This is a genomic window from Actinotalea sp. JY-7885 (genome assembly GCF_014525465.1).
Taxonomy (GTDB): domain Bacteria; phylum Actinomycetota; class Actinomycetes; order Actinomycetales; family Cellulomonadaceae; genus Actinotalea.
Map to the genome: position 1 here is coordinate 1 of NZ_JACEXH010000107.1, position 11685 is coordinate 11685.

Consider the following 11685-nt stretch of genomic DNA (forward strand, 5'->3'; position numbering starts at 1 on the left):
CGCGCTCGGGGCGCTCGCCGCCCCGGCGGTCGCGCTGCTGCGTCCCCTCGGCGGGCTCGCCCGCGGCAACGTCACCCGCACGCCGCGCCGCACGGCGAGCACGGCCGGCGCGCTGGTGATCGGCATGGCGCTGGTCGGCGCCGCCGGGGTGATCGCCGCGTCGACCCAGGCCTCGACGCGCGCGATCGTGGAGAGCGAGTCGACCGCTGACCTGCTGCTGCGCTCCGCGACGCGCGACGTCCCGGCGGAGCTGATCGCCGACGCCGCGCAGGTGGACGGCGTGGCGGCCGTCGACCCGCTGCGCATCACGGTGGCGCTGGTCGACGGCGAGCAGACGCCCGTCGCGGGGGCGCCGGCCGGCATCTTCGACCGCTCGCTCGACGTCGAGCTGGTCGAGGGTGGCGCCGACGCGCTGGAGCGGGGCGAGGCGGTCGTGCAGGACGGGCCCGCCGAGGAGCGCGGGTGGTCGCTCGGCGACGAGCTCCGGGTCGAGGGGTCCGCGGGCGCGGCGACCGTCACGGTCGGCGCCGTCATCGACTCGCGCGCCGTCGGCGTGCCGCTCGTCCTGCCGCAGGACGTGCTCGCCGCGGTCGCGGTGCCGGGTGAGGGACAGGTCGACACGGCGTTCGTCGTCGTGGAGGACGGCGCCGACGTGGCCGCCGTGCGCGCGGACCTCGTCGACCTGGCGCGCCCGTACGTCGTGGCCACCGTCGTCGACAACGAGGAGTTCGCCGACGAGCTCGCGGGCCAGGTCGACCAGGTCCTCGTGATCCTCTACGCCCTGCTCGCGCTGTCGGTCGTGATCGCCGTGCTCGGCATCGTCAACACGCTCGCGCTCTCGGTCGCCGAGCGGACGCGCGAGATCGGGCTGCTGCGGGCCGTGGGGCTCGGACGGCTCCAGCTGGCGGCCGTGGTCACGATCGAGTCGGTGCTGATCGCGGTCTTCGGCACGGCGCTGGGCCTCGGCGTGGGTGTGGGGCTCGCCGCCACGATGCCGACCGTCTTCGCCGACGACGGCCTCGACACCCTGGCGATCCCGTGGGCGCAGCTCGTCGTGGGTCTGGGGGTCGCCGTCGTCGTCGGCGTGCTGGCGGCCGTGTGGCCGGCCGCGCGCGCCGCCCGGATGGACGTGCTGGACGCGGTCTCCTACGAGTGAGCCGGTCCGGGGTGGCCGCGCGGGCGAACTACTGTCGTGCCGCGGGCCGGCGGCGTCGCCGGCCTGGTCGAGCACCGGAGGAGGCGGAGGACGCATGGGGACGGGTCTGACCATCGGCTACGCCGCGATGCTCGAGCAGTTCCACCCGACCGAGGCCGTCGAGCTCGCGGTGCTGGCGGAGCAGCACGGGTTCTCGGGCGTCATGGCCGCGGACCACTTCCAGCCGTGGGTCCCGCAGCAGGGCCAGTCCGCCTTCGTGTGGAACGTGCTGGCGGCCCTGGGCGAGCGCACGCGCGGCGACCTGGGCCCCGGCGTCACGGCGCCCACGTTCCGCTGGCACCCCGCGATGGTCGCGCAGGCCTCCGCGACGCTCGCGGCGATGTACCCGGGGCGGCACTGGCTGGGGCTGGGCTCGGGCGAGGCGCTCAACGAGCACGTGGTCGCGGGCTACTGGCCGGAGGCGCCGGAGCGGATCAACCGGATGTTCGACGCCATCGACCTCATCACCAAGCTGTTCACCGCCTCGATCGCCGGCAAGGACGTCAAGCACTCGGGGCCCTTCTACACGATGGAGTCCACGCGGCTGTGGACCATGCCCGAGGTCGCCCCGGAGATCCTCGTGGCCACCGCGGGACCGGTCACCGCGCGCCGCGCCGGGCGGCACGCGGACGGGCTCATCACGGTCGGCGCCCCGCTGGAGAAGATCGCGGGGCTCTTCGCCCGGTTCGAGGCGGGGGCGCGCGAGGCGGGCAAGGACCCGGCGACGATGCCGCGCGTGCTCCAGGTGCACCTGTCCTGGGCCCCCACGGACGAGGAGGCGACGGCCAACGCGCTGCGCGAGTGGCCCAACGGCGGGATGCGGTTCCCCAAGGCCGACATCCGCTCCCCGTTCGACTTCGAGCAGATCGCGCGGCTCGTGCGCGCCGAGGACTTCGCCGGTCGGATGGTGATCTCGGCGGACCCGGACGTCCACCGGGCGGCGATCCAGAAGTACGTCGACCTCGGCTTCGACCGGGTCTACCTGCACAACGTCGGCCGCAACCAGCGGGAGTGGATCGAGGTCTTCGGCCGCGACGTGCTCCCGAAGCTGTCGCGGTGAGCGCCCCGCCCGCCCTGAGCGCCGTCGCCCCCGGCGGCGTGCCCGAGGTGCGTCCCGGCGACGACCTCGCCGCGCTCGTCCTCGGCGCCGCGGACGCGGCCGTCTGGCCGGACGGCTCGACCGGGCTGCGCGACGGCGACGTCGTCGTGGTGACGAGCAAGGTCGTCTCCAAGGCCGAGGGGCGGGTCCTGGCCGCGGCGGACCGCGAGGGCGCGATCACGCAGGAGACCGTGCGGCTGGTCGCCAGCCGCCGCCACCCGGGCGGCGTCCTGCGCATCGTGGAGAACCGGCTCGGACTGGTCATGGCGGCGGCGGGCGTCGACGCGAGCAACACGCCCGAGGGCACCGTGCTGCTCCTGCCGATCGACCCGGACGCCTCGGCGCGGGCGCTGCGGGCGCGGCTCCAGGCCGCGACCGGCCGGCGCCTGGGCGTCGTCGTCACCGACACCGCGGGCCGCGCCTGGCGCCGAGGGCTCGTGGACCTGGCGATCGGGGCCGCCGGCGTCGTCGTGCTGGAGGACCTGCGGGGGAGCGCCGACCACCACGGGCGCACCCTGGACGTCACCGTCCGCGCGGTGGCGGACGAGATCGCGAGCGCGGCCGAGCTGCTGACGGGCAAGACGTCGCAGCGTCCGGTCACGGTGGTCCGCGGGCTGGGCCACCACGTCCTGCCGCCCGACGACGACGGCGCGGGTGCCGGGTCGGTGGTGCGGCCGGCGGCCGAGGACCTGTTCCGCGAGGGCAGCGCCGAGGCGTACGCCCGCGGCTACGCCGCAGGGCTGGCCGCGGCCCGGGACACCGCGGGCGGGGTCAGCGCGGGCGGCGTCAGCGGGAGCGCGCCGCGGCCTTGAGCGCCTTCTTGGTCGCGCGGACCTCGAGCAGCGAGGCCTCGTCGGTGACGTCGGCGATCGAGCGGCGCGAGCCCTCCTCGCCGTAGGCGACGGCGGCCTCGCGCCAGCCGGCGGGCGTCACGCCGCGCCGCTTGCCGAGCAGGGCCAGGAAGATCCGGGCCTTCTGGTCGCCGAAGCCCGGCAGCGCCGTGAGGCGGCGCAGCACCTCGCGGCCGTCCGGGTCGCCGTCCCGCCACAGGCGCGTGACGTCGCCGTCGTAGGTGTCGACGACGGCCCTCGCGACGGCCTGGACACGGCCCGCCATCGAGCCCGGGTAGCGGTGGACCGCGGGCGGCGTCGCGCACAGCGCGGCGAACTGCTCGGGGTCGGCGTCGGCCACGGCGCGCGGGTCGAGCGTGCCGAGCCGGTCGGCGATCTTGCGCGGTCCGGCGAAGGCGGTCTCCATCGCGACCTGCTGGTCCAGGAGCATGCCGAGGAGCAGCGCGAAGGGGTCGGCGTCGAGCAGCGCGTCGGCCTCGGGGTCGCCGGTGAGCCAGAGGGTCTGCGTCATGGCGTCCATGGTGCCACCGGTCGGCGGCGGGTCAGCCCGCCGGCGAGAACGTCAGGACGGGGCGACCCGTCTCGGGGTGCTCCAGCACGACGCACCGCACGCGGTAGACGGGTTCGAGGACCTCCGGGCGCAGGACCTCGCCCACGCTGCCCGCCGCGACGACGCGGCCCTCGGCCAGGAGCACCACGTGGTCGCACGCCTGCGCGGCGAGGTTGAGGTCGTGCAGCGCGGCGACGACCGTGACGCCGCGCGCGGTCAGGCGGTGCACGACGGCGAACGTGTCGAGCTGGGCGTGCACGTCCAGGTGGTTCGTGGGCTCGTCGAGCAGCAGCAGCTCGGGCTCCTGCGCGAGGGCGCGCGCCAGGTGGACCCGTTGGCGCTCGCCGCCCGAGAGCGTCGCGAGCAGGCGGTGGGCGAACGCCTCGGCTCCCGCCTCGCGCAGGGCGCTGTCGGCGACCTCGTGGTCGTGCGCGCCCAGGCCGCCCCAGCGCGAGCCGTGGGGCGTGCGGCCGAGCAGGACCGCGTCGCGCACGGTCAGCGGCGCCTGGGCGGCCGAGTCCTGCTCGACCAGCGCGACCCGTCGTGCGCGCTCGCGGCGACCCAGGGCGAGGAGGTCGACGTCGTCGAGGCGCACGCCGCCGTCGTCGGGCGCGGTCACGCCCGCCACCAGGCGCAGGAGGCTGGACTTGCCCGCGCCGTTGGGCCCGAGCAGGCCCGTCAGGGCGCCGCGCGGGGGCGTGCAGTCGACGCCGTCGACGATCATCCGGCCGCCGACGGACCAGGCGAGGTGGTCCAGGTGCAGGCTCATCCGAGCTCCACCGAGCGGCGGCGCCACAGCAGGAGCGCGAACACGGGGGCGCCGAGGAAGGCGGTGACGATGCCCACGGGCAGCTCGCGCGGCTCGAACAGGCTGCGCGCCGCGGTGTCCGCCCAGACGAGGAACGTCGCGCCCGCGAGCGCCGCGACGGGCAGCAGGCGGCGGTGCGCGGCGCCGACCAGCAGCCGCACGCCGTGGGGGAGGATCAGGCCGATGAAGCCGATCGAGCCGCTGACCGCCACGAGCGCGCCGGTGAGCAGGGCCACGACCGTCAGCAGGGTCCAGCGGGTGCGGGCGACGTGGATGCCCAGCGCACCCGCGGCGGTGTCGCCGAAGGCGAAGGCGTCGAGCGTCCGGCCGCTGAGGACCAGGACCGTGCCGAGGACGAGCACCGCGAGCCCCGCGATCGCGACCGACGACCAGCTCGCGCCGGCGAGCGAGCCCATGAGCCAGGCGAGGATCTCCCGGTAGGAGTCGCCCGTCGCGGACCAGAAGATGACGAAGGACGTGCCGGCCGCGCACAGCTGCGCGACCGCGAGGCCGGCCAGGATCGTGCGGGCCGGGGTGAGGGTGCCGAGCGAGCCGGCCAGGCCGAGCGCCGCGGCGAGGGCCAGCACGGCGCCCGCGAACGCGGCGACCGGCAGGAGCACGCTGATCCCCAGGACGAGGACGGCAACCGCACCGAGCGAGGCGCCCGAGGAGAGGCCGAGGAGGTAGGGGTCCGCGAGCGGGTTGCGCGTCAGGCTCTGCATCACGGCGCCCGCGACCGCCAGGCCCGCGCCCACCGCGGCGGCGGTGAGGACGCGCGGCAGGCGCACGTCCCACACGATGCCGTCGAGGAGGAGGCCGAGCGGCGGCTCGGTGACGCGACCGGTGAGCAGGTCGTCGAGATGGTGCGCGACCGAGCCCCACACGTCCGCGGGCGCGATGCCCGCGGGGCCGACCGTGACCGCGAGCGTCATCGATGCGAGCAGCACGAGCAGCGCGGCCACCAGGACCAGCGCCGTGGGTGCGCGGCGCCCACCGTCGGCCGCGCGGCGGGCCTGCGTCGTCCCGGCTGCCCGGGCGCTGGTCGTCCGCACCTCAGACGTCGAGCGCGGCGAGCTGCTCGGCGAGGTCCGCCGCGGCGTCCACGTTGCGCACCCCCGCCTCGGAGGCCGGGAACGGCACGACGAGGTAGCGCTCCTCGCGGACCGCCGTGAGGTTGGCGGTCGCGGGGCTGCCGGCGAGCAGCTCGCGCTTCTGGTCCGCGCTGTTCCAGGCGGAGTCGACGAGCACGATGACGTCCGGGTCGTCCTGCGCGACCTGCTCCCAGCTGAACGACGCCCACGTGTCCTGCACGCCGGCGGCGATGTTCGTCAGGCCCACGGTGTCGAGGAGCATCTGCGGCGCGCCGATGCCGGCGCCCACGTAGGGCACGTCGGTGCCCGAGGAGTACCACAGGGCCGTGAGGCCGCGGTCGTCGCGGGCCACGGCGGCCAGGGCCTCGCGCTGCTCGGCGACCAGTGCGTCGCCGTCCTCGGGCACGCCGAGCATCGCCGCGACCTCGGTGATCTCGGCGAAGACGTCGTCGAACGTGAGGCGCTCGGGCTGGTACGCCGGGTCCTTGCAGGCCGACGGCGACACGTACGTCGCGACGCCCAGGCCCGCGAGGGTCGCGCGGTCGCCGGCGCCCTCGGCGGTGAGGTTGGACTCCCACCCGGCGTAGACCAGGTCGGGCAGCGTCTCGAGCACGACCTCGGCGGCGGGCACCTTGTCGGCCAGGACGGGCAGCGTCTCCGCCTCGGCCGCGAGGGCCTCGGGCGCGGGCCCGTCGGGGAACGCCGTGCCGACGACGCGGTCGCCGGCGCCGAGGGCGAGGACCATCTCCGTCGCGCTCGACTTGATCGTCACGACGCGCTCGGGCGGCGCGTCGAGAGTGACCTCGACGCCGCAGTTGTCGAGCGTGAGCGGGAAGTCGCCGGTGGCCGTGGCGGCGGGCGCTGCCGAGGGCTCGGGCGGGGCCTCGCCCGCCGTCGTCGAGCCCGCGCACCCGGCGAGGGCGAGGACCAGGGCCCCCGCGACGAGGGGCAGCGACCGGGCGGGCGCGGAGGTCGAAGGCGCCGTGGTGGAACGCGCAGTGGACGGCGCTGTGGTGGACGGCGCTGTGGTGGACGGCGCTGTGGTGGAAGGCACTGTGGGGCGACGCACGGCTGCTCCAGGTCGATGAACGAGGGCGGCCGACCATCTGCCGGCGGAAGGACCGCGACCCAGTGCCAGGTCGGGGACGGGGCCAGTACGGGCCCCGGGTCCGCTCCCATCGTAGGGGCAGGTGGCAGGGTGTCGGCATGACACCTGGCACGTGGACCGCAGCCCGTCCCACCGCGCCGACGGCGGGGGTCCGCCGATGAGCGCGCCGCTGCGGGCGGTCGTCACCGGGGCGTCGTCGGGCATCGGCGCCGCGACGGTCCGTCGCCTGCGCGCGGAGGGGTGGGACGTCGTCGCCGTCGCCCGGCGCGGCGACCGCCTCGCGGCGCTCGCCGCCGAGACGGGTGCGACGGCGCTGGCGGCGGACGTCACGTCCGACGACGACGTCGCCCGCCTCGTCGCCGAGGTCACCGCGGCGGGGCCGGTGCACGCGGTGGTCAACAACGCGGGCGGCGCCCTGGGCACCGACCCGGTCGAGTCCGGGTCGATCGCCGACTGGTCCGCGATGTACGAGGTCAACGTGCTCGGCACGTTGCGCGTGACGCAGGGCTTCCTGCCGGCGCTGCGAGCGAGCGGGCGCGGCGACGTGCTGGTGCTGACGTCGACGGCCGCGCACGGCACCTACCCGGGCGGGGGCGGCTACGTGGCGGCCAAGCATGCCGAGCGGCAGATCGCCACGACGCTGCGGCTCGAGCTCGTCGGCGAGCCGGTGCGGGTCATCGAGATCGCGCCCGGGATGGTGCACACCGAGGAGTTCTCGCTCACCCGGTTCCGCGGCGACCGGGCGGCCGCGGACGCCGTCTACGCCGGCGTCGACGAGCCGCTCGTGGCCGACGACGTCGCCGACGCGATCGTGTGGACGCTCACCCGTCCGCACCACGTGAACGTCGACACGCTGGTCATCCGGCCGCGCGCGCAGGTGTCGAACACGCAGGTCGCGCGGCCCTGAGCGGTGGGGCGGGCGGCTGCTACCCGGCGTCGTCCCGCTGAGCCGTCACCCCGACGCTCACGTCACCACCGGTGAGCGAGCGGTCGAGGCAGTCGAGGACGCGGCGCACGTCGTCCTCGTCCGCTTCGGGCGTGAAGGTGGCCGCCGCCCTCGAGGCCGGCATGTCGGCCGTCATGTGCGACTCCGCGACCGACTCGTCCTCGACGCACGGGGTCCAGTCGCCCTCGGGGTAGGTGATGCCGACGACCCAGACCTCCCCGGGCCCCGTGGGCGGTACCTCCCATCGCTCCTGCCCGCAGCCGGCGAGCGGGAGGACCGCGACCACCGCCGCGAGCCAGCCCGCCGTCGCCCGTCGCTGTGCTCCGGTACGCATGCCCACCTCCTGCCGTCACAGCGCCTGTGTGCTCGAGTCCTGACCGCTTGCAGGGACGTGGTGCCCGACAACGCGGGGACATCCGGGGAGCTCGTCGGTCGCTCGTCGTGCGTGCGCTCGCCACGGCCCGCCGGGTGGCTCACCTCCACGGTGCCGTCTTCACGGACGTAGGTCGTGGTCTCGCCGTAGATCCGCGGATCGACGGTTCCCAGGACCTGGCCGGTGGTCCGCCCCTCGTACCGAACCGGCACGCCGTCGCGTGCCGCGAATGTGTGAGGCTCGGCGGCCGGACGCGCCGGGCCCCGCCACGACGTGGACGCCGCCTCGTAGGAAGATGTTCGGATGTTCGAGGGCTTCGACGAGTTGTACGTTGACGTCCCAGGTGGTGTCCGGCTCCGGGCTCGCCGGGGAGGGACCGGGGCCCCGGTCGTGCTGCTGCACGGGCACCCGCGCACCCACACCACCTGGTACCGGGTCGCGCCGCTGCTCGTCGCGGCCGGGCACACCGTCGTCTGCCCGGACCTGCGCGGCTACGGCCGGTCAAGCAAACCCGCGACCACGCCCGATCACGCGCCGTACAGCAAGCGGGCGATGGCTGGTGACGTGCTAGCTCTGATGCGCCACCTCGGGCACGAGCGGTTCGCTGTCGTCGGTCATGACCGCGGCAGCTACGTGGCGTTCCGGCTGGCTCTGGACGCGCCGCAGGCGGTCGGCGCGCTGGTCGTGCTCGACGGCGTGCCGATCGGTGAGGCACTGGCCCGCGCCGACGCCCGGTTCGCGCAGGCATGGTGGCACTGGTGGTTCTACGCGCAGCCGGACAAGCCCGAGCGCGCGATTCTGGCTGACCCATCGGCGTGGTACGGCGGGGACCCAGACCGGATGGGCCCGGAGAACTACGCCGACTTCAGCAGCGCCGTCCACGATCCTGCGACGGTGCTCGCGATGGTGGAGGACTACCGCGCGGGGCTCGGGGTGGACCGCGCCGCCGACGACGCAGATCGAGCGGCCGGCCGCCAGATCACCTGCCCCACCCTCGTCCTGTGGTCCACGCGCGACGACATGGAGCAGTTGTACGGCGACGTCCTCGAGGTCTGGCGGCCGTGGACCACCAGCTTGCACGGGCACTCGATCGAAAGCGGGCACCACATGGCCGAGGATGCCCCACGCGACCTCGCGGACTCCGTCTCCAGCTTCCTCAGCATGCCCGGCCTCGCTGAACTGTCCCGGTAGTCGATCTGCAACAAGATCCGCCTTCGGCGCCGTCGCGCGGAGGCCCATGCCCGGGTCGTGTCGGTGGTCGCCCGTAGTGTGCCGGTATGTCCAGGTCGCGGGTTCTCGGTGGTGCGGCCGGTGCGCCGCGTCCCGAGGGTGGCGGTGGTGGCCGTGAGGTGGATCCGCAGGTCGATGCGTGGTTGTGGGCGGTGCGTCACCCGCTGGCCTCCGAGCTGGCCGAGGCGGCACCGGGCGCCGGGCTGGCCGAGCGGTTGGCGGGGTTGGAACCGGCCGACGTCGACGAGGCGGGCCTGGTGGAGGCCCTCGCCGCGTGGGAGCGGGTGGTCTCGTGGGCGGTCGCCGGGCAGGCGCGGGTTATCGCCGAACTGGCCTCGCGTGAGCGCGGTCCGCGCGGGGAGTTCCTGGCCGAGGAGGTCGCGGTCGCGTTGTCGGTGACCCGCCGCGTCGCGGAGGACAAGGTCGCCTTGGCCGTGGGCCTGGGCCGGATCCCCGCGGCCGCGGACGCGCTGGCGGGCGGCCAGGTCGACGTGCGGCGGGCGACGGTGCTGTGCGAGGAGCTCGCGCACGTGCCCGACGACGTGGCCCAGGAGGTGAGCGTCGCGGTGCTGCCCGGTGCGGGCTCGTGCACCGCCCCGCAGCTGCGGGGCCGGCTGCGGCGCCTGGAGCTGCGCCGTGACCCCGACGGTGCGCACAAGCGCCACGTCCAGGCGCGAGAGCAGCGGCGCGTCGAGCTCCACCCGGCGCCCGATGCGATGGCGTGGTTGAGCGCGTACCTGCCCGCGGACGAGGCGGTGGCCATCCACACCGGCCTGACCGCCCTCGCGGGCGACGCGTCGCCGGGCGACGAGCGGACGCTGGACCAGCGCCGCGCGGACGCGCTGGTCGATGTGACCACGCGGTGGTTGGACGCCGGGGTCCACCCCGACGGGGCGGCGTTGTCGGCGCGGCAGGGCCGTCGCCCCCACCTGGCGGTCACCGCCTCGGCGGCCACGCTGCTGGGGTTGTCGCAGGAGCCGGGCGAGCTGGGCGGGTACGGGCCGATCCCACCGCAGATGGCCCGGCGGATCGCCGCCCGCTCGACGTGGGAGCCGTTGCTGGCCGACGCGTGGAGCGGTGCGCCGCTGGCCCGTTCGACGCGCCGCTACACCCCGACCCAGGCCCAGCGCGACGTGGTGGTGCTGCGGGATGTGACGTGCACCTTCCCGGGGTGCCGGATGCCCGCCGCGCGCTGCGACATCGACCACGTCGTGCCCTACCGCCACGACGAGCAGCGGGGGACGGGTGAGGCGCCCGATCCGGGCGGAGGCCCCGACCCGCACGGTGACCCGGGCGCAGGTCCGGACCCGCAGGGCGACCGGCGCGATCGTCCACCACCCGACCCGCACGCCCACGAGCGCGAGCGCGATCAGACCAGCGTGGCGAACCTGCAGGCCTTGTGCCGCCACCACCACCGGGCCAAGACCCACGCCGGGTGGACACCGCACCGCGAGGACGACGGCACGACCCTGTGGCGCTCACCCACCGGCCGGATCTACCCCCGCGCGCCCGAGCACGAACCACCCGCGGTCCCACCGCAGCGACCCACCGGCCACGACGACCGCATCGAGCTCTACCCGCCCCCACCGTTCTGACGGCTCTGCGGCGGGACCTCAGGGGCCGTCGGTCCGCGGGCCGTCAGCAGGTGAGGGGCCGTCAGCGCGTGAGGGCCGGTCCGCGCGACCGTCAGTACGCGGGGGGCGTCTGCGGCCCGGGGACCATGGCCGCCGGCGGGTCGGGCGGCGTCGCGCCACCCCGCGGCTGGGCGTACGGCTGGGCGGCGGCCTCGGCGCGCGCGAAGTGCGCGGACTGGTCGGTCGACCCCTCCTCGCCCGCGGGGATGGGCTCCACGACGACGGCGGTCCCGTACGCGCAGACCTCGGTGAAGGCCTGGCCGATCGAGCCGTTGTCGAACCGCATCGCGACGATCGCGTTGGCGCCGCGGCGGCGGCCCTCCTCGACCATGCGGTGCATGACCTCCTGCCGGCTCTGGTAGACGAGCTGCGTGTACTCGGTGATCTCACCGCCGCCCATGGCGCGGAAGCTCGCCGTGAAGTTGGCGCCCATGTTGGCGCTGCGCACCGTCAGGCCCATGACCTCGCCGAGCACGGCCTCGACGCGGTACCCGGGGATCTCGTTCGTCGTCACCACGATCATGGTCGCGATGCTCCCACAACGGCAGGGCGGCAGCACCAGGAACGCGCCGGTTCACATCATGGGACCGGGGTTCCCACGTCCTGGATCGGCTGTCATGGTCGTCCCCATGACCTCCGTCCGGCTGCTGACCGTGTCGCGCGACCTCCTCGCCGCACGAATGTGCATGCCCACGGGGCGCCTCGCCGGCTGCTGTCGCTGACACCCGCCCCCGCCACGCGGCCCGCCTGACGCCGGCCTGCAGGCCGGCACCGGTCTGGGGCCGACGGTGCTGCGCCTC

General features: G+C 75.5%; 12 protein-coding genes. 6 read left to right on the top strand and 6 right to left on the bottom strand.

Annotated elements, in window-relative coordinates:
* From IDM29_RS10785 to cofE, 3 genes are all read left to right on the top strand, one after another.
* Nucleotides 1-1156, top strand: a 1156-nt coding sequence (locus IDM29_RS10785) for an ABC transporter permease (RefSeq protein ID WP_188037518.1), incomplete at its 5' end; no start/stop codon positions are given.
* 94 nt (nt 1157-1250) lie between these two features.
* Complete coding sequence (locus IDM29_RS10790) at nt 1251-2255, top strand: TIGR03557 family F420-dependent LLM class oxidoreductase (RefSeq protein WP_182113525.1); 1005 nt, start codon at nt 1251-1253, stop codon at nt 2253-2255.
* Nucleotides 2252-3106 carry a coenzyme F420-0:L-glutamate ligase gene (gene cofE, locus IDM29_RS10795; RefSeq protein WP_188037519.1) on the top strand — a complete coding sequence of 285 codons (855 nt, stop codon included), beginning with the start codon at nt 2252-2254 and terminating at the stop codon, nt 3104-3106. The genes IDM29_RS10790 and cofE overlap by 4 nt, the downstream gene beginning before the upstream one ends.
* On the opposite strand, the gene IDM29_RS10800 is transcribed toward cofE, so the two are convergent.
* From IDM29_RS10800 to IDM29_RS10815, 4 genes are read right to left on the bottom strand one after another with little or no spacing between them, the layout of a single operon-like run.
* On the bottom strand, nt 3081-3656 hold the full coding sequence (locus IDM29_RS10800; RefSeq protein ID WP_188037520.1) for an HhH-GPD-type base excision DNA repair protein: 576 nt from the start codon (nt 3654-3656) through the stop codon (nt 3081-3083). The two genes, cofE and IDM29_RS10800, sit on opposite strands and share 26 nt — an antisense overlap.
* A gap of 31 nt (nt 3657-3687) precedes the next feature.
* A complete protein-coding gene (locus tag IDM29_RS10805; RefSeq protein ID WP_188037521.1) occupies nt 3688-4464 on the bottom strand; it encodes a putative F420-0 ABC transporter ATP-binding protein in 777 nt (258 codons plus the stop codon).
* Complete coding sequence (locus IDM29_RS10810; RefSeq protein ID WP_375372406.1) at nt 4461-5555, bottom strand: putative F420-0 ABC transporter permease subunit; 1095 nt, start codon at nt 5553-5555, stop codon at nt 4461-4463. The genes IDM29_RS10805 and IDM29_RS10810 overlap by 4 nt, the downstream gene beginning before the upstream one ends.
* A 1-nt stretch (nt 5556) precedes the next feature.
* Nucleotides 5557-6648, bottom strand: a complete 1092-nt coding sequence (locus tag IDM29_RS10815) for a putative F420-0 ABC transporter substrate-binding protein (RefSeq protein ID WP_375372407.1) — start codon at nt 6646-6648, stop codon at nt 5557-5559.
* A gap of 211 nt (nt 6649-6859) precedes the next feature.
* On the opposite strand from IDM29_RS10815, the gene IDM29_RS10820 reads away from it, so the two are divergent.
* Nucleotides 6860-7609, top strand: a complete 750-nt coding sequence (locus tag IDM29_RS10820; RefSeq protein ID WP_188037523.1) for an SDR family oxidoreductase — start codon at nt 6860-6862, stop codon at nt 7607-7609.
* A 19-nt stretch (nt 7610-7628) separates the two neighbouring features.
* On the opposite strand, the gene IDM29_RS10825 is transcribed toward IDM29_RS10820, so the two are convergent.
* Nucleotides 7629-7982, bottom strand: coding sequence for a hypothetical protein (locus IDM29_RS10825; RefSeq protein WP_188037524.1), 354 nt, complete (start codon nt 7980-7982; stop codon nt 7629-7631).
* A gap of 342 nt (nt 7983-8324) precedes the next feature.
* Here IDM29_RS10825 and IDM29_RS10830 point away from each other — a divergent pair, with 342 nt between their 5' ends.
* Nucleotides 8325-9212 (top strand): alpha/beta fold hydrolase, encoded by an 888-nt coding sequence (locus IDM29_RS10830; RefSeq protein ID WP_182113532.1) that lies wholly within the window; start codon nt 8325-8327, stop codon nt 9210-9212.
* A gap of 158 nt (nt 9213-9370) precedes the next feature.
* A complete protein-coding gene (locus IDM29_RS10835) occupies nt 9371-10846 on the top strand; it encodes an HNH endonuclease signature motif containing protein (RefSeq protein WP_188037525.1) in 1476 nt (491 codons plus the stop codon).
* A 91-nt stretch (nt 10847-10937) separates the two neighbouring features.
* On the opposite strand, the gene IDM29_RS10840 is transcribed toward IDM29_RS10835, so the two are convergent.
* Nucleotides 10938-11408, bottom strand: a complete 471-nt coding sequence (locus IDM29_RS10840; RefSeq protein WP_182113534.1) for a YbjQ family protein — start codon at nt 11406-11408, stop codon at nt 10938-10940.
* Between the last annotated feature and the right edge of the window lie 277 nt (nt 11409-11685).